We start from the raw sequence: 25,042 nt of genomic DNA, 5'->3' as shown, positions 1-25,042 counted from the left end.
TTAATAATTCTCGTTTCTGTCCCCAACATATCGACATAGGAATTTGAAGTTTGCTATAATGATTAAAATAGTTTCATTATTTAGAAAAATTTAAAAATAATAATTGCTGCAACTAGGACATATTGTTTACTAAGTGAACTTGTTCTTAATTTAGGGGGGAGGGTTTCACAATGGCAAGTGTATATGAAAATAGTTATATGATCGTTTTGATTTTCTTGCTATTAGGCATATTGCTTCCGGTAGTGGCTCTTACATTAGGAAGGATGCTGCGCCCAAATAAACCAAGTGCAGCGAAAGCGACGACGTATGAGAGTGGGATTGAGCCTTTTCATGATGCAAATATTCGGTTTCATGCTCGTTACTATATTTTTGCTTTATTGTTTGTCATCTTTGATGTAGAAACTTTATTTTTATATCCATGGGCTGTTGCATATGACAAGCTCGGTTTATTTGCATTGATTGAAATGCTCATCTTTGTTGTAATGTTGCTAGTTGGGTTAGCGTATGCTTGGAAAAAGAAGGTGTTACAATGGTTATAAATTTTGAGGAATTACATCCAAATGAGCGAGCGGAATTAGAACGAAATATCTTTTTTTCTACATTGGAACAGTTGAAGGGATGGGCGCGAAGTAATTCTTTATGGCCAATGACATTCGGACTGGCATGTTGCGCAATTGAAATGATGGGAGTAGGTTCATCACATTATGATTTAGATCGATTTGGGTCATTTTTTCGGACTTCACCAAGGCAATCGGACGTTATGATTGTATCGGGAACGGTAACGAAGAAGATGGCTCCTATTGTTCGGCGCTTATATGATCAAATGCCTGAACCAAAATGGGTTATTGCAATGGGATCTTGTGCGACAGCAGGGGGCCCGTATGTAAATTCATATGCTGTTGTAAAAGGTGTAGATCAAATTGTACCAGTTGACGTGTATATCCCTGGTTGCCCACCAAATCCCGCTGCTTTAATTTATGGCATTAATAAATTAAAAGAAAAAATTCGTTACGAGGCAAAGACTGGGAAGCAGGTGACGAATAAATGAGCGATCCAAACAAAGATTTAGAGGATTTGAAAAGAGAAGCGGCTAGGCGTGCGAAAGAAGAGGCGAGAAAGCGTCTCGTTGCGAAACATGATGTAGAAATAAGTAAACTTGAAGAAGAAAATCGAGAAAAAGAGAAAGCGCTACCAAAAAATGATGGTATGACTGTGGAAGAAGCGAAACGTCGTGCAGCAGCAGCCGCAAAAGCAAAAGCAGCGGCGTTAGCGAAGCAAAAAAGGGAAGAAACAGAAGAGGTAACGGAAGAAGAAAAGGCCAAAGCAAAGGCGAAGGCAGCAGCGGCTGCAAAAGCGAAAGCGGCGGCGTTAGCAAAACAAAAAAGAGAAGGAATGGAAGAAGTAACAGAAGAAGAAAGGGCCAAAGCAAAGGCGAAGGCAGCAGCAGCCGCAAAAGCGAAAGCGGCGGCGTTAGCGAAGCAAAAAAGAGAAGGAATGGAAGAAGTGCCGGAAGAGGAAAAGGCCAAAGCAAAGGCGAAGGCAGCAGCAGCCGCAAAAGCGAAAGCGGCGGCGTTAGCGAAGCAAAAAAGAGAAGGAATGGAAGAAGTAACAGAAGAAGAAAAGGCCAAGGCGAAAGCGAAGGCCGTGGCGGCTGCAAAGGCAAAAGCAGCGGCGCTAGCAAAGCAGAAAGCTTCGCAAGGTGATGGGGATTCGGGAGATGAAAAGGCGAAGGCAATTGCAGCAGCGAAGGCAAAAGCGGCAGCGGCTGCAAGGGCGAAGACGAAGGGTGCTGAAGATAAGAAGGAAGAGGAAGCGAAGCAGGAAGAGCCATCCGTGAATCAACCGTATTTAAATCAGTATGTTGAAGTTATTAAGGGAAAAGTAGGAGAGAATGCTTTAGTAGATTGCTACATTAATAAACTTTCCAAAGATGTACCAACTCTTGTAGTGGAGCCATCAAAATATTATGAAGTAATGGAGTTACTGCGATCCCATGAGGCACTTGCATTTGATTATATGTCAGAGTTACATGCGACGGATTTTGTGACACATATGGAAGTGTATGTTCATTTATTTTCATATGGAAAGAAACAGTCAGTAGCGGTAAAGGTGAAGCTGGATAGGGAAGCGCCGCAAGTAGAATCGGTGACAGCGCTTTGGAAAGGGGCAGACTGGCCAGAGCGGGAAGCGTATGATTTGCTCGGCATTGTATTTAAGGGACATCCGAATTTATCGCGTATTTTAATGCCCGATGATTGGATAGGACATCCGCTTAGAAAAGATTATGAACCGTATGATGTGGAGGTGTAGCTAAATGATCCGTACGGAAGAAATGCTTTTGAATGTAGGTCCTCAGCATCCGAGTACACACGGTGTGTTCAGGCTTGTTATTAAAATTGACGGGGAAATTATTAAAGAAGCTACACCGGTTATTGGATATTTGCATCGCGGGACCGAAAAGATCGCAGAGAGCTTACAGTATACGCAAATTATCCCTTATACAGATCGGATGGACTATTTATCGGCTATGACGAATAATTACGTCATTTGCCACGCTGTAGAGACGATGATGGGGCTTGAAATCCCAGAGCGAGCTGAATACTTGCGAGTACTTGCAATGGAACTTGGAAGGATTGCGAGTCATCTCGTTTGGTGGGGGACAAATCTTCTCGATATAGGAGCGGTCAGCCCGTTTTTATACGCGTTCCGTGAGCGAGAGATGATTATTAATTTATTAAACGAATTATGCGGTGCCCGGCTTACTTTTAACTATATGAGAGTCGGCGGTGTAAAGTGGGATGCGCCGGACGGTTGGATTGAAAAAGTGGAAGAATTTGTTCCGTATATGAGAGAGCAATTGGCGGGTTACCATGATCTCGTTAGTGGCAATGAGATTTTCTTAAATCGTGTAAAAGGCGTTGGCATATATAGCGAAGAAGATGCAATTTCGTATTCTTTAAGCGGAGCGAATTTGCGGTGCACCGGAGTAAATTGGGATCTTCGCAAGGATGAACCGTACTCCATTTACGACCGTTTTGATTTCGATATTCCTGTTGGGAGCGTGGGAGATGCTTGGGATCGCTACGTTTGCCGCATGAAGGAAATTGAGGAGTCGTTAAAAATTGTCGAGCAAGCTGTCCAGCAATTCCCGAAAGAAGGAGCAGTACTTGCGAAAGTACCGAAGATTATTAAGGTTCCTAAAGGGGAAGCATTCGTCCGTATAGAGTCGCCGCGAGGAGAGATTGGTTGCTATATTGCTAGTGACGGAAAGAAAGAGCCATACCGCTTGAAGTTTCGCAGACCGTCTTTTTACAATTTGCAAATTTTACCGAAGTTATTGAAAGGTGAAAACATCGCCAATTTAATTACGATTTTAGGCGGAGTGGATATTGTACTTGGGGAGGTTGATGGCTAATGATTGAAACGCTCTTACAATCACCTTCTAGCTGGGCGAATTTCTTCATTTTTTTCGGATTAGCGGTGCTGCTATTATTTGCAGTCCTTGGCTTCGTTACATATGGTATTTTGGCAGAACGGAAAGTGATGGGTTTTATGCAAGGGCGGATTGGGCCAAACCAAGTCGGGGGCCGATTTGGTCTGTTGCAAACGGTAGCCGATGTTTTAAAACTATTATTGAAAGAAGATAGTATTCCGAAGGCGGCAGATAAACCGTTGTTTATATTAGCACCTGTCATTGCATTCGCACCAGCATTTATGGTGCTTGCAGTCATCCCGTTTACTGATAAATTTCAGTTCGCAGATATTGGCGTAGGCTTACTGTATTACATTGCTGTTTCTGGCATTACGACGATTGGCGTCGTAACCGGAGGATGGGCATCGAATAATAAATATTCCCTTTTAGGGGGGATGCGTGCGGCGGCGCAAATGATTTCTTATGAAATTCCGCTCGTAATGAGTGTAATTGGGATCGTTTTGTTAGCTGGTAGCCTAAATTTAAATGAAATCGTAGCAGCGCAGGAAAATGTTTGGTACATTTTCGTGCAACCAATCGGTTTCGTCGTATTTTTAATCGCGGCGGTAGCAGAGTTAAATAGGACGCCGTTTGATTTACCAGAAGCTGAGTCGGAGCTTGTTTCTGGATATCATACGGAATACTCAGGGTTTCGCTGGGCGTTTTTCATGCTTTCAGAGTACGTATATTTCTTCGGGATGGCATCTTTAATTACTGTGCTCTTTTTAGGCGGATGGAATCCAGTTATGTTCCTTGGATTCATCCCAGGTGCCGTATGGTTTGCTTTAAAGTTTAGCAGTGTAGTCTTTCTATTAATTTGGTTCCGCGTTACGTTTCCACGTATAAGAGGTGACCAGTTAATGGAGTTTGGCTGGAAAGTATTATTGCCAATTGCACTTGCAAATATTTTCTTAACGGCATTGATTAAGGAGTTATTCTTCTAATCTATGAGGGGGGTGCCAGTAAGAGATGAAAGGACTATTTAAAGGACTAAAATATACATTAAGCAATTTGAGTAAAAAGAAAGTGACGTATGATTATCCGAATCAACCGTTGCCATTGCCAGACCGGTTTCGAGGGATTCAAAAATTTTATCCAGAAAAGTGTATCGTTTGTAACCAGTGCTCCAATATTTGTCCGACAGACTGTATTCAGTTAACGGGGAAAAAACATCCGGATCCTACGAAAAAAGGAAAAATTATCGACACGTACGATATTAATTTTGAAATTTGTATTCTTTGTGATTTATGTACAGAAGTTTGTCCGACAGAAGCGATCGTTATGACAAATAACTTTGAACTCGCGGAATATTCACGGGATGACTTATTTAAAAATTTGCAGTGGCTCGATGAAAACGACGAAAACGTCAGGAAGGAGAATAAAGCATGAATGGCGAGTTTATAGCATTCTTCATACTATCCTTGTCTGCAATTATCGGCGGCATTCTTATGTTGAATGTAACGAAAGTCATGCATATGATGCTAGCTCTCGTTCTGACATTTCTCAGCATTGCAGGTTTGTACTTTCTTTTATCAGCTGAATTTATTGGGGTTGCACAAATTTTACTTTACTCGGGTGCGATCACCATTATTATGATTTTTGGAATTATGTTAACGAAACATAATGCAGAAAATGAATCACGTCTTACTCTTCGAAAATGGATTATCTTCTTTGCGGTTGTAGCATTTGGGGCAGTTATGTATTTCGCTGTTAACAATATTGATTTTGCAAATGAAAGCACACAAGGAAGTTTACCTCTCCATGAAAAAAACACACTTCAAATCGGTACACTTCTCTATTCAAAATATATTATTCCATTTGAGCTAACCTCAGTTATTTTACTTGTAGCACTTGTTGGCGCAATTATTCTTGCGAAGAAGGATGAGAAAGAGGAGGATTCCAATGAGTAGCGTTCCTGCTTCTGCGTATTTAACACTTGCGATTATTTTATTTTGCATCGGTTTGTTTGGAGCTTTAACGAAGCGAAATACGGTGATTGTATTAGTTTGTATTGAATTAATGCTGAACGCAGCCAATTTAAATTTAGTAGCGTTTAGTAAATTAGGTTTGTTCCCAAATTTAACAGGGCAAATTTTCTCTCTGTTTACGATGGCCGTAGCAGCAGCGGAGGCGGCGGTAGGACTCGCCATTTTAATTGCTTTATATCGTAATCGTACGACAGTTCATGTAGATGAAATGGATACGCTTAAAGGATAACATTGTGACCGAAAAGGGGGAAGGAAACAATGATCGATTATGCATGGCTCATACCGCTTTTCCCGCTTGTTTCGTTTTTGTTATTAATTATATTCGGGAAGAAAATTAGAGAAGGAAGCAGTGTACTTAGTATTTTCTTCGTCTTTCTCTCCTTTATATTTGCGGTACTTGTATTAATAGAAAGATTTACGACAGTACCAGTGAAGCATAAGTGGGTATGGCTTAGAGCTGGAGATATTGATATATCATTTGGCTTTGAAGTGACAGCATTAGGGGCTTTAATGCTGTTTATCGTTACCCTTGTGAGTTTACTTGTACACGTGTATTCGAAAGGTTATATGAAAGGTGAGGAAAGATTACCAACCTTTTATGCTTATTTAGGGCTCTTTACATTTGCGATGCTCGGGCTTGTTATATCACCGAATTTATTACAGCTTTATATATTTTGGGAGTTAGTCGGCCTTGGTTCGTTCTTACTCATCGGTTTTTATTTCTTTAAAGAAGAAGCGAAGGCTGCTGCGAAAAAAGCTTTTATTATGACACGTATTGGCGATGTCGGTTTATTTATTGGGATGATCTTAATTTTCTGGCATGCAGGTAGTTTTGAATATGACGCAATTTTTAGAGCGATTCATACTGGGGATCTTACCCCTACGATGATTACAATAACAGCGATATTAATTTTTATTGGTGCAATGGGGAAATCAGGTCAGTTCCCGCTTCATACGTGGTTACCGGATGCGATGGAAGGGCCGACGCCTGTTTCGGCACTTATTCATGCGGCGACGATGGTAGCAGCTGGCGTATATTTAGTGGCAACGATGTTTCCGTTATTTTCAGCAAGTGCGGTGGCGATGCAGACGGTAGCAATTGTGGGAGCCTTCACTGCAATCTTTGCAGCTTCCATCGGTCTTGTACAAACGGATATAAAGAGAGTACTTGCTTATTCTACAGTTAGCCAGCTCGGGTATATGATGCTTGCACTAGGATCTGCTGGTTATGTAGCAGGTGTGTTCCATTTAACGACACATGCCTTTTTTAAAGCGCTACTATTTTTGGCAGCAGGAAGTGTCATTCATGCAGTGCATACGCAAAATATTAATAAAATGGGCGGTTTACAGAAGAAGATGAAAGTAACAGGTGCACTATTTTTAATCGGTACACTTGCAATTAGTGGTGTGCCACTCCTTTCTGGCTTCTTTAGTAAAGATGAAATTTTAGCAGCGGCTTGGATGAACGGCAATTACGTTTTATTCATATTAGCAGTAATTGCAGCGTTTTTAACAGCATTCTACATGTTCCGCCTATACTTTCTTGTCTTTACGGGGGAAGCGAAGACGAAGGAAGATGTGCATGAATCGCCCCGCATCATGACGTATCCGATGATTGTCCTTGGCGTTCTCGCAGTCGTGGCAGGCTATATAAATACACCGTGGTTTGGAACGTTTCTCGGAGATTGGCTTACGAAAGATGTAGCGTTTAAAGTGCGAGAGGTGCACGGACCAGTTTGGATTATGATTGTTGCGACGCTCGTTTCTTTGACAGGGATTGCTCTTGCATATGTCATATATGGCAAGAAATCTATTGCTAGAGATTGGGCTGGTGGTGAGGACTCGCCTCTTTATAAACTTTTGAAAGAAAAATATTATGTGGATGAACTATACAATATGACGGTGCTTCCTATTACGAAAGGAATCGCTCATGTGCTTCGCCTATTTGAAGTGTATGTAGTTGAAGGAATTGCTGTTTTAATAGGGAGTTTAGTGAAAGGGATAAGTGCAATTGGCTCTAGACTCCAAAACGGAAATGTACAAGTGTATGGGACTGTAACAGCTGTTTCACTTGCAGTACTCTTCATTATTTTGCTCTATACGGGAGGGGATTTACGATGAATGATTTGTTATTAACGTTCTTCATTTTTTCCCCGCTTTTAGGAATTCTCTTACTTACATTAACACCGAAAAAAGAATCGCGTACAGTGCGAGCGCTCGGTTTATTTGGAACGGTGCTTCCATTCGGAATGGCTATCGTCCTCGCTTGTACATATGCTTCCGGAAAGAGTTTGTCTCTATTTGATGAAAAAGTGAAATGGATTAAATTTGGGGATTTTGCAGCGGTGGATAAAAGTTGGTTTTCCATTTATTACGAGCTTGGTATTGATGGTTTATCGCTCGTTATGATGGTACTGACGGCCCTTCTAGCGATGCTTGCAGCAATTGCAGCATTTACGATTAAAAGGAATTTGAAAGCATTTTATATGCTATTACTCACGTTAGAAATAGGGATGCTCGGTGTCTTCGCTGCTCAAAATTTAATGTTGTTCTTTGTCTTCTTTGAAATTACATTGCCACCAATGTTTTTATTAATTGGGAAGTGGGGGAAATTGTCGAGTGAAAAGGCTGCTTATAGTTATTTAATATATAACGGTATTGGCTCCGCTATTTTGCTTATCGTTTTCTCGGTTTTATTTGCGAAAACAGGTACAACCAATATTACAGAGCTTAAAGAAATATTAACGAGTGTAGGTACTGGCGGAGGAATGGCTGTCTCAAGTAGCTTACAGTTCGGCTTGTTTCTTAGCATAATGATCGCTTTTGCGATTAAACTACCCGTTTTCCCGTTACATCGCTGGATGGTCAATGTACATATTGAAGCACATCCGGCTGTTGTTATGCTTCATGCAGGTGTTTTACTGAAGATTGGAGCATACGGTATAATCCGCTTCGGACAGGGACTATTCCCGGAATACTTTCGCGAGGTTGCAACGCTCATTGCGATTTTAGGAGTCATCAATTTATTGTACGGAGCCTTCTTGGCGCTCATTCAAACGGACTTCCGGAAGGTGCTTGCTTACTCTAGTATTTCACATATGGGTATTGTATTAATGGGCCTTGGGGCGTTAAATGCACCAGGTACACAAGGCGCTCTATTCCAAGTTGTTTCGCACGGTTTAATTGCAGCTTTACTCTTTTTTTTACTTGGTGTTATAGAACAGCGCTTTGGAACGTCGGATATTACAGCACTTGGCGGACTTGCAAAAAGTGTACCGGTACTTAGCGGATTCTTCTTAGCGGGAGGAATGGCATCGCTTGGATTGCCGGGGATGTCCGGATTTGTTAGCGAATTTCTTGCCTTTCTCGGTTTATTCCAAGGAGAGCCAGTTATTGCTGCGGCCGGAGTACTTGGCATCATTTTAACCGCTGTATACGTATTAAGAGCAACACTTCAAGTAACATTTGGTAAGAAAGAGTGGGAAACGAAAGCAGATATACACGGTTGGGAGTATGTTCCTATATTGCTACTTATCTTCTGCATTATTGCAATTGGCGTAATGCCAGAAATACTAGGGGATCCGCTTCAAAATACGTTGAAAACATTGGGGGTGAAGTAGGATGGATATGAATACGTTACTTAGCTTATCGTGGCATCTCATGGTGCCAGAATTTATTATTCTCGGGGCTGCCATCCTTCTTTCCATATGTGATTTGTTTTTTAAGCTGAACCATAGATACGTAGCACTTGGTGCAATCGCGGCGGTCGTATTAGCAATCGTGTCACTAATTACGCTATATAGCGAACCAGCAGGAGATATTTTAAATGGATCATTTGTGTTAGATGGATTTTCAAAAGGATTTAAAACGTTGTTGTTAGGCGGGGCGGCCCTCATTTTATGTATCGCAATGAGCGATGATAAGAAAAATCCAATTGAAGATAAGGGAGAATATTATTACTTATTTTTAATGGCGCTTCTTGGGGCGATGTTTATGGCTTCTAGCGTTGATTTCATTACACTTTTCGTCGGTTTAGAATTGCTTTCACTTTCTTCCTACATTTTAGTAGGAATACGAAGAAAGAACCGTGCATCAAATGAGGCAGCAATGAAATATGTCATTAATGGAGGAATTGGAACGGCAATTACGCTCTTTGGAATGAGTTATTTATACGGCATTACAGGATCAACTAATATTGTGGATATACAAAAGGTATTTGCTGGGGAACTGGCTGGTGGCATTCAATTATTGCTAGCTCTTGCATTTCTACTATTACTCGTTGGGCTCTCATTCAAAATTGCTACAGTGCCGTTTCATATGTGGGCGCCTGATGTGTATGAGGGAGCGGCTACACCTGTTACTGCTTTTCTTGGAACGATTTCTAAAATTGCTGGGTTCTTACTCATTATCCGTCTGTTCCTCATGGTTTTTGCAAGTGTATCGGTGCAAGGAGACATGCAATCTTTATACGGACGTATGAGCATATACATCGCTGTGCTAGCTAGTATTACGATGATTATTGGAAATGTAGTCGCATTAAAGCAATATAACGTAAAACGCTTATTTGCTTATTCAGGCATCGCGCATGCAGGATATTTACTCGTACCGCTTGTAGCATTATCGCCATTTACGATGGATAGCATGTGGTTTTACATGCTTGCATATATGCTTATGAATATAGGCGCGTTTGCAATTATCCACGGCTTAATCTTACAAAGCGACAAAGAAAATATGACCATTTTCACTGGATTATATAAAAGGTCGCCATTTACAGCGATCGTGATGACGATTTTTATTTTATCGCTAGCGGGGATACCAGGAACAGCTGGTTTCATTGGGAAAATTAACATCTTTTTAGGGGCCCTTCATGTAGAGCCAGCTCATTACGTACTAGCTTCTATTATGATGGGGACGACAGTCATTTCATTCGTATATTATTTCCGTATTTTACAGCAAATGTTTTTCCGTACAGGAGAAGTAGAAGAGAAAATTCGTTTGCCACTCAATATAAAGGTTGTGATGAGCCTTTGCGCAATTTCAATTGTAATACTAGGGATTATGCCGATGGTTGGGTACAATTTCTTTTATGAATATTTTCCATTAATGAAAGATTTCTTCTTCTTAGGGAACGTGGTACAATAGTGAAAATAAAAGGTGTGGAGTCGTTACTCTGCGCTTTTTATTTTGTGTGAACTACGATTGAAAATGCATATAAGTATACGCTTTTAAAGAGAAAATTACGATGTAAAATGTAAGATGCTTATTTGTATTTGAAAAAGTGTGGCTCCTACTTATTATGGTATCGTTTTTATAGTATTTCGTAAGTAGTAGCTGGGTAAAAAGGAGTCGGTTTTTTGGCACATCTTTTAGGGCAACAAGCACTGATTGCCATCGTTTCGCATTTATTGTTTATTACCATTACGTGGTGGGCCTTACAAGGTATTCACATTGAGCGTTTAATGAAGCCTGGAAAGGTGATGCAGACGAGAGTATTACTCATCTTAATTACAATTGCAATTGGGACATCTGTAAGTAACTTTTTCCTTGATTATTTAGGCTATTCAAAGAGTTTAACGTATTTAGTAAAGTAAGTGTATAGAACCTCAAATCTCCGTTAACAATGGGGATAGGAGGGGATGAAATTGAAGCTTAAAGCCATTCTTATTGTTGCACTTAGTGTTGTTTTATTTTTGGTTGGATATAGAGAGATGAAACCGATAAGCGATGAACAGAAGATGGAGAACATGATCGCAGCTGTAGAGAAAAATGATGCTAAAGTAGAGAAATGGTCATGGTTAGCACGAGAAACAAAAACAATTTCTAATATACATACGTTTCAAAAGTTGTTAAACGATGTGAAGGATAAGGCGAATATTCAAAAGTGGGAATTAGAGCAATCTCCAGATGGATATAAAGCTACATCCTATAAAAAATTTTCTTCCTATGAAGAACGAGTAGTAGTAACTTGGAGTAAGGAAAATACTAAAGAAAACACTTTCATTATCTTTGAAGTAAGCGGGGCAAAATGGGACCCGAAGTATATTCAGAAAACGAATAAAATTTTTAGTGAAAAACCTATAATTTACACTTGTGTTCAAGGTGTACTGAATGATAAGATTGAAGGTGTTTTGCAAAATAAAACCAATCAGGTTTTGAAAGATCTTTCAGCAAGAGCGATCGAACAGATAGAAGAAAGAGCATTTGTGTCAGTCTCCGCATACAATAAAAAGTGGGATGACGCTCTTTCAACAAATAGAGAGAAAATAAATGTGCAAATAGCAATACGTTCTACAGACAACAAAGATACAATTGTGGTTGGCACACCGATCATAACTTCTGAGTATTGAGTGAATAGATACTGAAAAAAGGACACGGAGGGGAATAATTTGGAAAAGATCATCGTCCGTGGCGGAAAGCGGTTAAACGGCACAGTGCGTGTTGAGGGCGCAAAAAATGCTGTATTACCTATAATCGCTGCAGCCCTATTAGCGAGTGATGGAAAGAATGTACTATCTGAAGTACCAGTTTTGTCTGATGTATACACAATTAATGAGGTATTACGTCATTTAAATGCTGAAGTCGTATTTGAAAATAACCAAGTAACAATCGATGCTTCTAAAGAGCTAAACATTGAAGCACCATTTGAATATGTACGTAAAATGCGTGCATCTGTTCAAGTAATGGGACCTTTATTAGCACGTAACGGTCGTGCTCGTATTGCACTTCCTGGTGGATGTGCAATTGGTTCACGTCCAATTGACCAACATTTAAAAGGCTTCGAAGCAATGGGAGCAAAAGTACAGGTTGGTAACGGTTTTGTTGAGGCATACGTTGAGGGAGAACTAAAAGGAGCTAAAATTTATTTAGACTTCCCAAGCGTGGGCGCGACAGAAAACATTATGTCTGCAGCTACATTAGCAAAAGGGACAACAATCCTTGAAAACGCAGCGAAAGAACCAGAAATCGTTGACTTAGCTAACTTCTTAAATGCGATGGGAGCGAAAGTACGCGGAGCTGGAACTGGAACGATTCGTATCGAAGGCGTTGATAAATTATATGGTGCAAACCACTCTATTATTCCTGACCGTATTGAAGCGGGAACATTCATGGTTGCAGCGGCAATTACTGGTGGAGACATCTTAATTGAAAATGCTGTGCCTGAACATTTACGCTCAATTACAGCGAAGATGGAAGAAATGGGTGTTAAAATTATTGAGGAAAATGAAGGTGTACGTGTTATCGGCCCAGATAAGTTAAAAGCGGTTGATATTAAAACTATGCCTCACCCAGGTTTCCCAACAGACATGCAATCACAAATGATGGCATTATTACTACAAGCTGATGGAACAAGTATGATTACAGAAACGGTATTTGAAAACCGCTTTATGCACGTTGAAGAATTCCGTCGTATGAATGCTGATATTAAAATCGAAGGTCGTTCTGTTATTATGAACGGTCCAAACAGCTTACAAGGTGCTGAAGTAGCAGCAACTGATTTACGTGCTGCAGCTGCATTAATCTTAGCTGGCTTAGTATCAGAAGGTTACACTCGTGTAACTGAGTTAAAACATCTTGACCGTGGCTATGTAAACTTCCATAAGAAATTAGCTGCATTAGGTGCAACTATTGAACGTGTAAACGAAAAAGTAGAAGAAGTGAAAGAACAAGAAGTTTCTGATCTTCACGCTTAATTGAAATAGTCTCTATGTCTTTTGACATAGAGGCTATTTTTTTGGGCTTATTACTGTTATAGTCAAGAAATTCTATACTTATGCACGTACCAGTAAAAATATTTAGAAAATTTTTGTTTTATATGGTTCCCCTTAAGTATGTTCTAAAAGAAAGAGTTGTTCCATAAGAATGAATGGAGTAAAGCTTTTTCATATTGGGGGAAATAAGATGAAATTTTCAAAGCCACTTTTTATTACAGTAGCGCTTCTCATAGCGCTCGTTATCATTGTACCTGCTGTTCTTGTGATTCCGTTTGCGAAAGCAAAAGTAGAGGAAAAAGCAGCTTCTAAAACTCCTCCAGCGATAGAAAGTATACCAGCTCCAGGGAAAGTGGATACAGCGGTTCAAGTTGCTGTATATCGCGAGAAACAGAAAAAGGTAGAGTCATTACCTATGGAGGAGTATGTGACCGGTGTAGTAGCTTCTGAGATGAATGCCAGTTTTGAAATAGAGGCGCTAAAGGCGCAGGCATTAGCAGCGAGAACATTTGTCGTGCAGCGTATGCTAAGCGGAGGTAAGAAAAACAATGCGGACGTGACAGATACGGTGAAAGATCAAGTGTACAAAAGCAAAGAAGAATTGAAAAAACAATGGGGCAATAACTACGAAAATAATTTGAAGAAAATCGAAGAAGCTGTTTCGAAAACCGCAGGACAAGTTTTAACGTATGACGGAAAGCCAATCTCAGCATCATTCTTCTCAACGAGTAATGGCCGGACAGAAAATGCAGCCGATTACTGGGGAAATGATTATCCGTACTTAAAGAGTGTAGATAGCCCGTGGGATCAAGCCTCTCCGAAATTTACGAGCGAGCAAACCTTTACCGTAGCTGACTTTCAAAAACGTCTCGGCGTGAAAGTGCTAGCAGACGGAAAAGTTGGAAATATTAAAGATCTTACGGAAGGAAAGCGCGTAAAGGATGTAGCATTTCAAGGGAAAACATTAACAGGAAAGGAAGTTCGTGAAAAGTTAGACTTACGTTCTTCCGACTTCACGTGGAAACAACAAGGGGATAAAATCATCGTTACGACGAAAGGCTTCGGCCACGGCGTTGGTATGAGCCAATACGGAGCGAACGGCATGGCAGCAGAAGGCAAGAAATATACAGATATCGTCGCTCATTACTATAAAGGTGTTGAAATAAAGACGATGAACGATTATGAAGGTAAGTTGATGGTGAAGAAGTAGAGTAAAAGGGACCGTCCTAAGAGGTATGTTGGGGCGGTCCTTCTTTTTTATGACACTTCATAAAATATCAAAAATTTCCATTAATTGTTTGGTATAATATGATAAAAAGCATTCGGGGGAGACGAAATGGTGTTATTGGGGTTGAAACAGTTAGGGAAGACGAACCAGTTACCGGTAATTGAGCTAGAGGTTGAGAAGGGGCAATGTGTTGTTTTGCAATGTAATAACCATACAGCTAAAGTGTTACACCGCATTATTATTGGTGAGGAAGAAGCTTCAACTGGCAATGTGCTATTTGAAGGTGAAGCGATTGGAAAGAGAAATTATTCTCGCATCGGCTTTTGTTTTTTGAAAGATGAAGCATATGATCGTTTGAAGGTGAAGGAATACTTTAATTTTTTAATAGGGCTGTATGAATCGAATATGAGTATAGAAGAAGTTGTACAATATGTCGGCCTTTTAGATAAATTAAACGTTAAAATAGAAAAACTATCATTTTCAGAGAAACGTCGTCTTCATATTGGGCGAGTGATGATTCATAATCCGGATTTAGTCATTTTGGAAGAACCAGAGCAAAATGTAGATACAGAGAGTACGATTATGATTCGAAAAGCAATTATGAAAATGAAAGAGCAAGGAAAGGCGATTTTTATTACATCATCTTTCCTATCGGACGCCCTTTCGTTAACAGAAGATGTATACATATTAAACAATGATGGTGTGAAAAAAGTAGAAATTGAACAAGAGGAAGCAGAAGAAGTCGATGAAGAAAAAGTCGTTCAAATGATTCCGCAAATGAAGTTAGAAAGAATACCAGCGAAAGTAAACGATAAAATCATTTTATTAGATCCAATGGAAATCCATTTCATTGAAACACAAAACGGAGTAACACATATTCACGTTCGTGAAGGTGATTTCGTATGCGCATTAACATTAAGTGAACTAGAAGCGAGATTAACAGGTTTTGGTTTCTTTAGATGTCATCGCTCTTACCTTGTGAATTTACAAAGGGTGCGAGAAGTGATTACTTGGACTCGTAACAGTTTCAGCTTAATTTTAGACGATGAAAGAAAAAGTTCAATCCCGCTTTCAAAAGGACGAATGGATGAATTAAAAAGCGTGATTGGGCTATAAAAAGTGCTCCAATAAGCCCAAAATACGATTCATTCACCGGTAAAAATACTCCTTTTACCGGTATTTTAATGCGTAAACCCTTTGTTTTTCATATGATTGAGTCAAGAAAAGCGAAACAAATAAACGAAAAGCGCTAAAGCGACTTTCATCTATAAAAGAAAAAATAAAGGGGATGACGAGATGACATTAGCAATTGAAATGAAAGATGTAATGAAAAGTTTCAATGAAAAAACGGCACTTCGAAATGTAAATATTGAGGTGAAGCAAGGAGAAATTTTTGGATTCCTCGGACCGAGTGGATCTGGAAAAACGACAACAGTAAAAATATTAACTTCTCAATTACTTCATAGTGTCGGAACGGTAAGAGTATTAGGAAAAGATATTACAGACCCAAGCAGCATCGATTACAAACGAATTGGTATTTTAACAGATAATAGTGGCTTATATGAAAGACTTAGCATTTATGATAACTTACTATTATTTTGTGACTTATACGATTGCAAAAAAGAACGAATCGAAGAAGTACTAGCGCAAGTGAATCTATTAGATGATAAAAAAACATTAGTAAAGAAACTATCAAAAGGAATGAAGCAGCGCGTCACATTAGCAAGAGCAATCCTTCATAAACCAGATATCCTCTTCTTAGACGAACCAACATCTGCACTCGATCCAGTTAACGTACAAAACATTCATAAAATCTTAAAAGACTTAAATAAAGAAGGAACGACAATTTTCTTAACGACGCACAATATGGAAGAAGCAGAGACGCTCTGTAATCGCATCGCCTTTCTATGCGGTGGAGAAATTGTAGCACTTGATACACCAGAAAACCTACGCTTACAATATGCAAAAGACCAAATCCAAGTCGTATTAAAAGATAAGCAAAAAGAAGTGGTGCAAAAAGATGAATTAGGTGCAAAACGCATTTCAGAATGGATGAAAAAGGGCGAATTACTATCCATTCATTCACACGAACCAACGCTAGGCGATATCTTTATTGAAGTTACTGGGAGGGGATTATAATGACATTTTCAATGAGAAGATTTTCAGCTATTTTTCGCAAAGAGGTACAAGATATTAAAGCAAATTCATCTATGCTCTTAATGGCAGCAATGCCAATTATATTTTCCTTTGTTTATCAACAGATGGATGGGCCGAAAGATCAAATAGCTAGTATGTTAACTTTAATGGCTTTAACGATGGTAGGAAGTTTTGTTCAAGCGTCTTTAATTGCGGAAGAAAAAGAAAAGCATACGCTACGTGTGATGATGTTATCACCAGCATCATCTTTAGAAGTATTACTAGGAAAAAGTGCATTAACGGCTCTTATTACATTTGTAATTTGTATTAGTAACTTTGCTATTTTAGGTGTGTTAAAGGGAAATATGGTTTTAATCGTTCTATTTTTACTTGTTAGTATACTTTTCTTCCTTATGCTAGGTACGGCAATTGGATTAATATCTAAAACAATGGCATCAACATCGGTAATAGGTATGCCAGTTCTAATTATTTTTCTTCTAGCTCCGATGTTAGGAGAATTTATTAAAAGTGATTTTTTGAAAAAGGCAATCAATTTTATTCCAACGAAACATCTTGCAGATGCAATGCCAAAGATGCTGGCTGGAAAAGGTTTTTCAACTGTTAGTGGTGATTTAATAAATATTATAATTTGGTGTGTCCTTTCCATTATTCTTTGTATGGTGGTTTACAAAAAGAAACAAATGGACTAAAAACTGAGCCAAAACGCTCAGTTTTTTCTTTTTTCAATCATTTCCTCGGAAATTTTACAATTCCTATACATATTTTTACAGATTTTGTCGAAAAGTAATTAGTTATAGGTTGTATAGGATGCGTGAATATTGTTCAAAATGATTGCTGAGGTGATGATGGAATGCGAGGAAGAAATAATAAAAAGTCGCAAAAGGTAGTACATTTATTTCAAAAAAGATGGGTATTTCCGGCACTATACATTGCTTGTGCAGCGGTAATTTTAATGGTTGCACTATGGTTCCAAGGAGCTAATCCGAAGAAGACTCCGAACCAAGATCAAGCAACGCCGTATACACAAACGGAAGATCCAGCAGTACCAGTAACGAAGTCTTCAGAAGTAGTGAAAATGCCAGCTCCTGCTAATGCGGAAGTAGTTGTACAGAAGAAGTTCTATGAAGATGCAGCAACTGAGGCGGAACAAGAAAAAGCACTTGTCTTTTATAACAACACATATTCCCCGAACAAAGGAATTGACATTGCTGCGAAGAATGGAAAAGAATTTAATGTTACAGCTGCTTTAAGTGGTACAGTAACGAAAGCTGAAAAAGATTCACTTCTTGGTTATGTTGTAACAGTTGATAGCGGAAATGGTGTAGCAGCTTCTTATCAAAGTTTAGGCAGTGTAAAAGTAGAAAAAGGTGCACGAGTTGTACAAGGTGAAGTATTAGGAAAATCCGGTCTAAGTGCAATGAATAAAGAAGCAGGTTCTCACGTTCACTTTGAAGTACGTAAAGACAATGTGGCTGTGAACCCTGAGCGCTACTTAAATAAGTCAGTAGCAGAAATTAAAGCTGATGCAGGTGCTGCAAAGGCAACGAACGCTTCTGGTAAAAAAGCTGATGACAAATCTCAAAAAGAAGAAAAGTCAACGAGCACGAAACCAGAAAGTAAAACAGAAGACAAGTCTCAAAAAGATGAGAAATCAACTAGCGGTTCAACTAGTGACAAAAAAGAAGAACCGAAGAAAGAAGAAAAATCAACAAATGGTTCTACAGAATCATCTAACAGTTCTTCTTCACAAGAATAAGAAAGTGAAAAAATCAGTTCTCACTAGGAGAGCTGATTTTTTTATTTCCATATAAAAATACTCAATTTCGAGAAAAAAGTTGCAATAACAAGGAAAAATGACGAGATTCTCGAATATATATTACAAAAAGGAGGGGATACTGTGTCATTTTTGTTTGTTCTGTCGACTGCTATTATTTTATTGTTTGTTTTATTTACTTTATATTATTACATTGCCGGTAAGAAAGAGGTTCCCCACCATCAATTGTTAGAAGAAGAGTTAGAACGAGAAGAATGACGCCTTGTATACAAGGTGTCATTTTTTTCGCCAAAATAGTCACTGTTAACGTATTTCTCACAAAAAAAAGTAATTTTTCTTAACTTAGTCCGCAAAAATAGTGAACATGTAGCATATATCAGTAGTGCGGGCAATACAATGGTATAAACCAAAGCAAAGAGAGTGTTTGAGGTGAGAAATCGTGAATCATTTCATTATAAATCCAAGAATGTTTAACGCTTACAAACAGCACTCACACTTACTTCTAAGTCGTATGCAGCGAGGCTCATTTCACCCTTCTCACATCCAATTTAGGGAGGCGAGTGGTGTGCACGATTACATCAAAGAGAGAACTATCAAGATTGGTAAGTATATCGTGGAGACAAGAAAGACAGTGCGTGTCATTGCAAAGGAATTTGGGGTATCAAAGAGTACAGTCCATAAAGATTTAACAGAACGTCTACCAGAAATTAATCCAGAGCTCGCAAATGAAGTGAAAGAAATTCTTGATTATCATAAGTCTATTCGTCATTTAAGAGGCGGAGAAGCAACAAAACAAAAGTATAGAAAAGAAGATGTAGAAAAGCCGGTACGTCAATAAATATGCAATCGCAAACATTCCGTTTCAATTCGGTAATATTTTTCAGAAGAATTCTTTTTGCGAATATTACGTTTCTGTTAAATTTATGATAAAATCAGAAATTAGGTGTAAAAGAATTCGGGTGTAACCTGATTTTGAATATCGAGGAGGAAAAAACGGGAATGTTTGCGCGAGATATCGGAATTGACCTAGGTACGGCTAACGTATTAATCCATGTTAAAGGTAAGGGTATTGTATTAAATGAGCCATCTGTTGTTGCTATTGATCGTAACACAGGTAAAGTATTAGCAGTAGGTGAAGAAGCAAGAAGTATGGTGGGACGTACGCCTGGTAATATTGTAGCCATTCGTCCACTAAAAGATGGTGTAATCGCAGATTTCGAAATTACAGAAGCAATGTTAAAGTATTTCATTAACAAATTGGACGTAAAGAGCTTCTTTTCAAAACCTCGCATTTTAATTTGTTGTCCAACAAATATAACATCAGTAGAACAAAAAGCAATTCGTGAGGCTGCTGAACGTTCAGGTGGTAAAACAGTATTTTTAGAAGAAGAACCAAAAGTAGCCGCAGTTGGTGCTGGTATGGAAATCTTCCAACCAAGCGGTAACATGGTTGTTGATATTGGTGGAGGTACAACAGATATCGCTGTACTATCTATGGGTGATATTGTTACCTCTTCCTCTATCAAAATGGCTGGCGATAAGTTTGATATGGAGATCTTAAACTACATTAAACGTAAGTATAAGCTATTAATTGGAGAACGTACTTCAGAAGATATTAAAATTAAAGTTGGTACAGTATTCCCAGGTGCACGTAGCGAAGAACTTGAAATTCGCGGACGTGACATGGTAACAGGTTTACCACGTACAATTACAGTATGCTCAGAAGAAATTACAGAAGCATTAAAAGAAAATGCGGCTGTTATTGTACAAGCTGCAAAAGGCGTACTAGAGCGCACACCACCAGAACTATCAGCGGACATCATCGACCGCGGTGTCATTCTAACAGGCGGTGGAGCTTTACTACACGGTATCGACATGCTTCTAGCAGAAGAACTAAAAGTACCAGTATTAATTGCTGAAAACCCAATGCACTGCGTTGCGGTTGGTACAGGTATTATGTTAGAGAATATCGATAGATTACCAAAGCGTGCTTTACGATAAAATGAGAGGAACTAAGGTGTAAACCTTAGTTCTTTTTTTGTATTTTTATTTTTTTATTTCGATTTTTTGAGAAAATAGAAGAAAAATAAAGAAAAACGAAGAATATAGGTAAAATATTCATATATATGGTTAAATTTAATATTTCCGTATTTGAAAACGTTTATAATATAATGAGTCGAATACGACATTAAGGCAAATCATGTGTTAATACATATTGCCTTTCCCTAATCTGGGCATACACTCTTTTCTACCTCCGTGTCAGTTGCAAGGATGTGCAACTATTTTAAGAGAATAGAGTGTATGCATTTTTTATAAATAGGAAGTAAAGTTTCACTTTATAATGACAAACAATAAACAAAATGGGATAATAAACAATATGTCCAAGTGGTAAGACCAATATTACAAAAGGGGCGATTGTTATATGCTAAATATAGAACAAATTAAAGAAATCATTCCTCACCGCTATCCATTTTTACTTGTTGATAAAATATTAGAAGTAGATGAAGGAAAAAGAGCGGTTGGAATTAAAAATGTATCCGCAAATGAAGAATTCTTTAACGGGCACTTTCCTGACTACGCAGTTATGCCTGGTGTACTTATTGTAGAAGCATTAGCACAAGTTGGAGCAGTTGCTGTATTAAAGAAAGAAGAAAACCGCGGAAGACTTGCTTTCTTCGCAGGTATCGACAATTGTCGTTTCAAAAAACAAGTACGTCCAGGTGATCAACTTCGTCTAGAAGTAGAAATGACGCGTGTACGTGGTCCAATCGGAAAAGGAAAAGCAATCGCAACAGTAGATGGTGAAGTTGCATGTGAAGCTGAAATTACATTTGCGATTGGTGATAAAAAAGAATAGATGTGAATGAAAAAAATTCTTCTGCATATTACAGAAGAATTTTTTTCATTCATGTATTTCCTATTCAAAATATTAAAATACTGAGTAATCAGAAAAATTATTGTAAATGAATGGAAATTCGTATGTAATGACGCTATAAATATCTTGGAATTAAGATAAACGATAGCGCGATAAAAATAGAGACGCGGTTGTCACATTATAAAGGTTATGAGATAGGACAAAGCTTATTATGATTGGTTATGATGAATTTTAGAGGAAAGTGATGGGAAAATCTAACGGTATAAGTAAATGAAGAATGGGCGTAGCATATCGAACATAGAGAGATAAAGGGGAAAGTGTCACATTTTGAAAAGAGGAGATCATAACATGTTCGGGAGAAAAAAAAGAAAACCATTACGACAATTAATTACACATAAAGAGCCTAAGTCACGTGTTGCGGAACAATATCGTAACATCCGTACAAATATTGAATTTACATCTGTAGATAATCATATTCGTTCTATCATTGTCACTTCAGCAGACCCAGGTGATGGGAAAACAACAACTATTTCTAATCTAGCAGTTGTTTTTGGACAACAAGGGAAGAAGGTATTGTTAATTGGAGCTGACTTACGTAAGCCAACATTGCAAAATCTATTCGCTGCACACAATCCAAATGGATTAACGAATTTATTATCAGGGCAAGCATCATTTGTGCAATGTATTCAAAAAACAGATATAGAGAACGTATATGTGATGTCAGCGGGTCCAATCCCACCAAACCCAGCAGAGTTACTAGGTTATCGTAAAATGGACGAATTACTTCTAGAGGCATATAACATGTTTGATATCGTTTTGATTGATACACCACCTGTATTGGCCGTTACAGATGCACAAATACTTGCTAATAAATGTGATGGAGTTGTATTAGTAGCACGCAGTGAAAAAACAGAAAAAGATAAACTAATAAAAGCAAAACAAATATTAGATAAAGCATCTGGAAAACTACTTGGTGTTATATTAAACGATAAAAGAGAAGAACAAGAACAATATGGATATTATTAGAAAATAATGTATGAAATAGTAATTTTTAAGGCTAGTAATTTTTTTACTAGCTTTTTTGAATTGTTTTAAAATTTAGTATCGTATTATGCGAAAAAAATGATATAATGGAATTTTTGGCAAATTGATGGAATGTGTTGTCATATTTAAGATTATTTTGTAAGATTATATATGTTTTTAAATAACAATCGTACATAGATATTACTAAAATAAAAAAATGTAAGATTATATGTTATAATTTTTCTTATGTGCAAATTTTAGAAAGTTGGAGGAACTTATGGAAGAAACAATTAGTTTGAAAGAGTTATTTCATATTTTAAAAAAACGTTTAGCAATGATCCTCGTAATCGCCTTTGGTGCCGCCATTGTAAGTGCTATCATTAGCTTCTTCTTTATGACACCAATCTATCAGTCTTCGACACAAATTCTTGTTAATCAGAAGAAGCAAGAGGGATCGATGTTTCAAGCTGGTGAAGTTCAAACGAATATTCAATTAACGAATACATATAAGGTTATTATTAAAAGTCCAGTAATCTTAGATCAAGTGAATGAAAAATTAAATTTAAATATGACAGCGCAAGCATTAACAGGGAAGATTAATGTTGCGAATGAAAAAGATTCACAAGTCATTTCTGTAACAGCTGAGGATAAAGATCCAAAATTAGCTCGTGATATTGCAAATGCAACTGCAGATGTATTTAAAGGTGAAGTTGCAAAAATTATGAACGTGGACAACGTAACAGTATTATCAAAAGCGGAAGTTGCAGAAAATCAATCTCCAGTTAAACCACGTCCAATGTTAAATGTAGCAATTGCCTTCGTTGTTGGTCTAATGGCTGCAGTTGGTCTTGCATTCTTACTAGAATACTTAGATAACACAGTGAAAAAAGAAGAAGATGTAGAGAACTTACTTGGTTTACCAGTGTTAGGTATTGTAGCTCGCATGGATGAAGAAACAATGAACGTGAAATCACACGCTCCATCATCAAGAAAAGTGAGGGGACAAACAATTGGCTCTTAATTTATTTAAAAAGAAAAAAAATCATCGTCAACGCCGTCAATTAATTGCTCATCAACAACCGAAATCACCAATTTCAGAACAATATCGTAATATTCGAACGAATGTCGAATTTGCAGCTGTTGATACGAATTTACATTCATTAATGGTAACGTCTGCAAACCCAAGTGAAGGAAAAACAACAACAACAGCGAATATGGCAGTCGTGTTTGCTCAGCAAGGAAAGAAAGTATTATTAATTGATGCAGATATGCGTAAACCAGCGATGCACCAAATGTTTCAAGTAGATAATATTTTCGGATTAACGAATGTATTAACACATAGTGAACGTTTGGAGAAATGTGTACAACCGACAGCTGTAGATAATTTACACTTTTTAGCTTGTGGCCCAATCCCGCCTAATCCAGCAGAATTGTTAGGCTCAAAATCAATGCAAGAGCTTCTTGCGCAAGCGTATAGTATGTACGACTTAGTTATTTTTGATCTACCACCAATTTTAGCAGTAACGGATGCACAAATTATGGCAAATGTATGTGATGCTTCTATTCTTGTCGTTCGTAGTGAATCGACAGAAAAAGAAACGGCAGTAAAAGCAAAGGGATTATTAGAATCAGCTAAAGGGAAATTATTAGGTGTTGTTCTGAACGATCGTGAACGTGAACAGGGCTTATATTATTACTACGGTGCAAATTAATTAAAAGAGTGAGATATGGGAAGAACATATCTCCTTTTTTCCCTTGAATATGAGATACATCTCATATTCAAGGGAAAAGAGATCTTTATAGGAGAGAGGGAGGATGAAACAAATGATAGATTTACATTGTCACATTTTACCTGGTATCGATGACGGTGCGCAGACAGAAACAGATAGTTTAGCGATGGCACAACAAGCTGTGTCAGAAGGAATACATACAATTGTCGCAACACCACACCATCAAAATGGGAAATATATAAATGAACATACCTCAATTATTCATGGAGTAAAACAACTAAATGATGAACTACAACAACATAATATCCCGCTTACCATTTTACCGGGGCAAGAGATCAGATTATATGGTGATTTATTAGAAGACTATGAAGCTGGTAAAATCGTTACTTTAAATGAAACAAATAAATACATATTTATTGAATTTCCATCTAATCATGTACCTCGTTATGCAGAACAAATATTTTATGAACTACGTGTAAAAGGAATGATTCCAATTATCGTTCATCCCGAACGCAATGCCGAGTTAATCGAGCGGCCAGATAAGTTATATAACCTCGTCAATAAAGGGGCATTAACGCAAGTAACGGCAGGCAGTTTACTAGGTAAGTTTGGTAAAAAAATCAAAAAGTTTTCGCTTCAACTTGTAGAACATAATTTAACACATATGGTTGCATCAGATGCGCATAACACAACATCAAGAGGATTCCATTTAGCAGAAAGCTATGAACTAATAGAGAAAGAATTCGGTGCAAGTGTTATGAATGATTTAAGAGAGAATCCGTACTTAATCATTAGCGGGAAAGCAATTTATAAAGAAGATCCGGAACAAATTCGTCGTAAAAAATTGTTCGGTATTTTTTAAATAAAGAACTGGTGATGTCTCCTAACCGTTATCAACGGAGGCACTCGGTCGTGCTGTGGGTAGAAATTTTTATTTCGAACCTACCTTAGACGCTTGTCGTCGGGAGTATGACGTGAGGATGGGTTGGATGCCCATAATTTATTTATGATAGAAACTCTACCTATGGAGTTGTAAAGACGACCCTATAAGTAGGGTTTTTGTTATTGTTACATATGGATATAATA

27 protein-coding genes are annotated in these 25,042 nt (G+C 38.1%); all 27 read left to right on the top strand.

The genetic code is table 11. The features are described from left to right. The first annotated feature begins 170 nt into the window (after positions 1–170). The 27 genes from nuoA to MR070_RS16205 all read left to right on the top strand — a co-directional run bounded on the left by nuoA (position 171) and on the right by MR070_RS16205 (position 24,818). Positions 171–539: an NADH-quinone oxidoreductase subunit NuoA gene (nuoA, locus tag MR070_RS16335; protein ID WP_000179273.1), complete on the top strand. Its 369-nt coding sequence runs from the start codon at positions 171–173 to the stop codon at positions 537–539. Then, positions 530–1,048, top strand: a complete 519-nt coding sequence (nuoB, locus tag MR070_RS16330; protein ID WP_000236331.1) for an NADH-quinone oxidoreductase subunit NuoB — start codon at positions 530–532, stop codon at positions 1,046–1,048. The genes nuoA and nuoB overlap by 10 nt, the downstream gene beginning before the upstream one ends. After that, on the top strand, positions 1,045–2,310 hold the full coding sequence (locus tag MR070_RS16325) for an NADH-quinone oxidoreductase subunit C (protein ID WP_242261635.1): 1,266 nt from the start codon (positions 1,045–1,047) through the stop codon (positions 2,308–2,310). Before nuoB ends, MR070_RS16325 begins: the two co-directional genes overlap by 4 nt. A gap of 4 nt (positions 2,311–2,314) precedes the next feature. Then, positions 2,315–3,415: an NADH-quinone oxidoreductase subunit NuoD gene (nuoD, locus tag MR070_RS16320; protein ID WP_197225832.1), complete on the top strand. Its 1,101-nt coding sequence runs from the start codon at positions 2,315–2,317 to the stop codon at positions 3,413–3,415. Continuing rightward, a complete protein-coding gene (nuoH, locus tag MR070_RS16315; RefSeq protein ID WP_000573418.1) occupies positions 3,415–4,416 on the top strand; it encodes an NADH-quinone oxidoreductase subunit NuoH in 1,002 nt (333 codons plus the stop codon). The genes nuoD and nuoH overlap by 1 nt, the downstream gene beginning before the upstream one ends. A 25-nt stretch (positions 4,417–4,441) precedes the next feature. Next, positions 4,442–4,861, top strand: coding sequence for an NADH-quinone oxidoreductase subunit NuoI (gene nuoI / locus MR070_RS16310; protein WP_000677191.1), 420 nt, complete (start codon positions 4,442–4,444; stop codon positions 4,859–4,861). Next, complete coding sequence (locus MR070_RS16305; protein WP_001012800.1) at positions 4,858–5,382, top strand: NADH-quinone oxidoreductase subunit J; 525 nt, start codon at positions 4,858–4,860, stop codon at positions 5,380–5,382. Before nuoI ends, MR070_RS16305 begins: the two co-directional genes overlap by 4 nt. Further along, positions 5,375–5,689, top strand: a complete 315-nt coding sequence (gene nuoK / locus MR070_RS16300) for an NADH-quinone oxidoreductase subunit NuoK (protein ID WP_000100078.1) — start codon at positions 5,375–5,377, stop codon at positions 5,687–5,689. Before MR070_RS16305 ends, nuoK begins: the two co-directional genes overlap by 8 nt. A gap of 29 nt (positions 5,690–5,718) precedes the next feature. Next, positions 5,719–7,581 carry an NADH-quinone oxidoreductase subunit L gene (nuoL, locus tag MR070_RS16295; RefSeq protein ID WP_242261634.1) on the top strand — a complete coding sequence of 621 codons (1,863 nt, stop codon included), beginning with the start codon at positions 5,719–5,721 and terminating at the stop codon, positions 7,579–7,581. Then, positions 7,578–9,080 carry an NADH-quinone oxidoreductase subunit M gene (locus MR070_RS16290; protein WP_242261633.1) on the top strand — a complete coding sequence of 501 codons (1,503 nt, stop codon included), beginning with the start codon at positions 7,578–7,580 and terminating at the stop codon, positions 9,078–9,080. Before nuoL ends, MR070_RS16290 begins: the two co-directional genes overlap by 4 nt. Before the next feature lie 7 nt (positions 9,081–9,087). Continuing rightward, the gene (gene nuoN, locus MR070_RS16285; RefSeq protein WP_396021598.1) at positions 9,088–10,602 is read left to right on the top strand and encodes an NADH-quinone oxidoreductase subunit NuoN; all 1,515 of its coding nucleotides are present in this window, start codon (positions 9,088–9,090) and stop codon (positions 10,600–10,602) included. A 212-nt stretch (positions 10,603–10,814) separates the two neighbouring features. Next, a complete protein-coding gene (locus MR070_RS16280) occupies positions 10,815–11,051 on the top strand; it encodes a DUF1146 family protein (protein WP_000940742.1) in 237 nt (78 codons plus the stop codon). A 51-nt stretch (positions 11,052–11,102) separates the two neighbouring features. Further along, complete coding sequence (locus MR070_RS16275; RefSeq protein WP_000767902.1) at positions 11,103–11,807, top strand: YwmB family TATA-box binding protein; 705 nt, start codon at positions 11,103–11,105, stop codon at positions 11,805–11,807. 39 nt (positions 11,808–11,846) lie between these two features. Then, positions 11,847–13,151 carry a UDP-N-acetylglucosamine 1-carboxyvinyltransferase gene (gene murA, locus MR070_RS16270; protein ID WP_000411263.1) on the top strand — a complete coding sequence of 435 codons (1,305 nt, stop codon included), beginning with the start codon at positions 11,847–11,849 and terminating at the stop codon, positions 13,149–13,151. Between the two features lie 208 nt (positions 13,152–13,359). Continuing rightward, positions 13,360–14,379, top strand: coding sequence for a stage II sporulation protein D (spoIID, locus tag MR070_RS16265; protein WP_070807220.1), 1,020 nt, complete (start codon positions 13,360–13,362; stop codon positions 14,377–14,379). 126 nt (positions 14,380–14,505) lie between these two features. Continuing rightward, a complete protein-coding gene (locus MR070_RS16260) occupies positions 14,506–15,513 on the top strand; it encodes a LytTR family transcriptional regulator DNA-binding domain-containing protein (protein WP_070807219.1) in 1,008 nt (335 codons plus the stop codon). Between the two features lie 180 nt (positions 15,514–15,693). Continuing rightward, positions 15,694–16,536 (top strand): ABC transporter ATP-binding protein, encoded by an 843-nt coding sequence (locus MR070_RS16255; protein WP_070807218.1) that lies wholly within the window; start codon positions 15,694–15,696, stop codon positions 16,534–16,536. Then, entirely contained in the window at positions 16,536–17,243 is a 708-nt protein-coding gene (locus tag MR070_RS16250) for an ABC transporter permease (RefSeq protein WP_070807217.1), read from the top strand. Before MR070_RS16255 ends, MR070_RS16250 begins: the two co-directional genes overlap by 1 nt. A gap of 161 nt (positions 17,244–17,404) precedes the next feature. Continuing rightward, on the top strand, positions 17,405–18,310 hold the full coding sequence (locus MR070_RS16245) for a stage II sporulation protein SpoIIQ (protein WP_001214939.1): 906 nt from the start codon (positions 17,405–17,407) through the stop codon (positions 18,308–18,310). A 141-nt stretch (positions 18,311–18,451) separates the two neighbouring features. Then, on the top strand, positions 18,452–18,586 hold the full coding sequence (locus tag MR070_RS16240) for a hypothetical protein (protein ID WP_000008903.1): 135 nt from the start codon (positions 18,452–18,454) through the stop codon (positions 18,584–18,586). 307 nt (positions 18,587–18,893) lie between these two features. Beyond that, positions 18,894–19,166, top strand: coding sequence for a sporulation transcriptional regulator SpoIIID (spoIIID, locus tag MR070_RS16235; RefSeq protein WP_000544012.1), 273 nt, complete (start codon positions 18,894–18,896; stop codon positions 19,164–19,166). 161 nt (positions 19,167–19,327) lie between these two features. Beyond that, on the top strand, positions 19,328–20,329 hold the full coding sequence (gene mreB, locus MR070_RS16230; RefSeq protein WP_000457987.1) for a rod shape-determining protein: 1,002 nt from the start codon (positions 19,328–19,330) through the stop codon (positions 20,327–20,329). Between the two features lie 421 nt (positions 20,330–20,750). Then, positions 20,751–21,185: a 3-hydroxyacyl-ACP dehydratase FabZ gene (gene fabZ / locus MR070_RS16225; RefSeq protein ID WP_000931959.1), complete on the top strand. Its 435-nt coding sequence runs from the start codon at positions 20,751–20,753 to the stop codon at positions 21,183–21,185. A gap of 366 nt (positions 21,186–21,551) precedes the next feature. Next, a complete protein-coding gene (locus tag MR070_RS16220; RefSeq protein ID WP_074540246.1) occupies positions 21,552–22,229 on the top strand; it encodes a CpsD/CapB family tyrosine-protein kinase in 678 nt (225 codons plus the stop codon). A gap of 274 nt (positions 22,230–22,503) precedes the next feature. Continuing rightward, positions 22,504–23,247 (top strand): YveK family protein, encoded by a 744-nt coding sequence (locus MR070_RS16215; RefSeq protein ID WP_071742086.1) that lies wholly within the window; start codon positions 22,504–22,506, stop codon positions 23,245–23,247. Then, on the top strand, positions 23,237–23,938 hold the full coding sequence (locus MR070_RS16210; RefSeq protein WP_071742087.1) for a CpsD/CapB family tyrosine-protein kinase: 702 nt from the start codon (positions 23,237–23,239) through the stop codon (positions 23,936–23,938). Before MR070_RS16215 ends, MR070_RS16210 begins: the two co-directional genes overlap by 11 nt. 112 nt (positions 23,939–24,050) lie before the next feature. Further along, on the top strand, positions 24,051–24,818 hold the full coding sequence (locus tag MR070_RS16205) for a tyrosine-protein phosphatase (RefSeq protein WP_242261644.1): 768 nt from the start codon (positions 24,051–24,053) through the stop codon (positions 24,816–24,818). Positions 24,819–25,042 lie beyond the last annotated feature (224 nt).

Source organism: Bacillus cereus group sp. BfR-BA-01453 (genome assembly GCF_022662915.1).
Classification (GTDB): domain Bacteria; phylum Bacillota; class Bacilli; order Bacillales; family Bacillaceae_G; genus Bacillus_A; species Bacillus_A paranthracis.
Note: the sequence above shows the minus strand (reverse complement) of the source record. Positions and strands in the feature narration are given on the sequence as shown.

Coding starts and splice junctions, on each gene's coding strand:
- MR070_RS16255 (WP_070807218.1), top strand. CDS start 15,694: ATGACATTAGCAATTGAAATGAAAGATGTAATGAAAAGTTTCAATGAA.
- nuoL (WP_242261634.1), top strand. CDS start 5,719: ATGATCGATTATGCATGGCTCATACCGCTTTTCCCGCTTGTTTCGTTT.
- MR070_RS16215 (WP_071742086.1), top strand. CDS start 22,504: ATGGAAGAAACAATTAGTTTGAAAGAGTTATTTCATATTTTAAAAAAA.
- MR070_RS16305 (WP_001012800.1), top strand. CDS start 4,858: ATGAATGGCGAGTTTATAGCATTCTTCATACTATCCTTGTCTGCAATT.
- MR070_RS16325 (WP_242261635.1), top strand. CDS start 1,045: ATGAGCGATCCAAACAAAGATTTAGAGGATTTGAAAAGAGAAGCGGCT.
- MR070_RS16290 (WP_242261633.1), top strand. CDS start 7,578: ATGAATGATTTGTTATTAACGTTCTTCATTTTTTCCCCGCTTTTAGGA.
- MR070_RS16260 (WP_070807219.1), top strand. CDS start 14,506: ATGGTGTTATTGGGGTTGAAACAGTTAGGGAAGACGAACCAGTTACCG.
- nuoA (WP_000179273.1), top strand. CDS start 171: ATGGCAAGTGTATATGAAAATAGTTATATGATCGTTTTGATTTTCTTG.
- nuoN (WP_396021598.1), top strand. CDS start 9,088: ATGAATACGTTACTTAGCTTATCGTGGCATCTCATGGTGCCAGAATTT.
- spoIID (WP_070807220.1), top strand. CDS start 13,360: ATGAAATTTTCAAAGCCACTTTTTATTACAGTAGCGCTTCTCATAGCG.
- nuoD (WP_197225832.1), top strand. CDS start 2,315: ATGATCCGTACGGAAGAAATGCTTTTGAATGTAGGTCCTCAGCATCCG.
- nuoK (WP_000100078.1), top strand. CDS start 5,375: ATGAGTAGCGTTCCTGCTTCTGCGTATTTAACACTTGCGATTATTTTA.
- nuoB (WP_000236331.1), top strand. CDS start 530: ATGGTTATAAATTTTGAGGAATTACATCCAAATGAGCGAGCGGAATTA.
- MR070_RS16205 (WP_242261644.1), top strand. CDS start 24,051: ATGATAGATTTACATTGTCACATTTTACCTGGTATCGATGACGGTGCG.
- mreB (WP_000457987.1), top strand. CDS start 19,328: ATGTTTGCGCGAGATATCGGAATTGACCTAGGTACGGCTAACGTATTA.
- MR070_RS16250 (WP_070807217.1), top strand. CDS start 16,536: ATGACATTTTCAATGAGAAGATTTTCAGCTATTTTTCGCAAAGAGGTA.
- nuoH (WP_000573418.1), top strand. CDS start 3,415: ATGATTGAAACGCTCTTACAATCACCTTCTAGCTGGGCGAATTTCTTC.
- MR070_RS16220 (WP_074540246.1), top strand. CDS start 21,552: ATGTTCGGGAGAAAAAAAAGAAAACCATTACGACAATTAATTACACAT.
- MR070_RS16245 (WP_001214939.1), top strand. CDS start 17,405: ATGCGAGGAAGAAATAATAAAAAGTCGCAAAAGGTAGTACATTTATTT.
- nuoI (WP_000677191.1), top strand. CDS start 4,442: ATGAAAGGACTATTTAAAGGACTAAAATATACATTAAGCAATTTGAGT.
- fabZ (WP_000931959.1), top strand. CDS start 20,751: ATGCTAAATATAGAACAAATTAAAGAAATCATTCCTCACCGCTATCCA.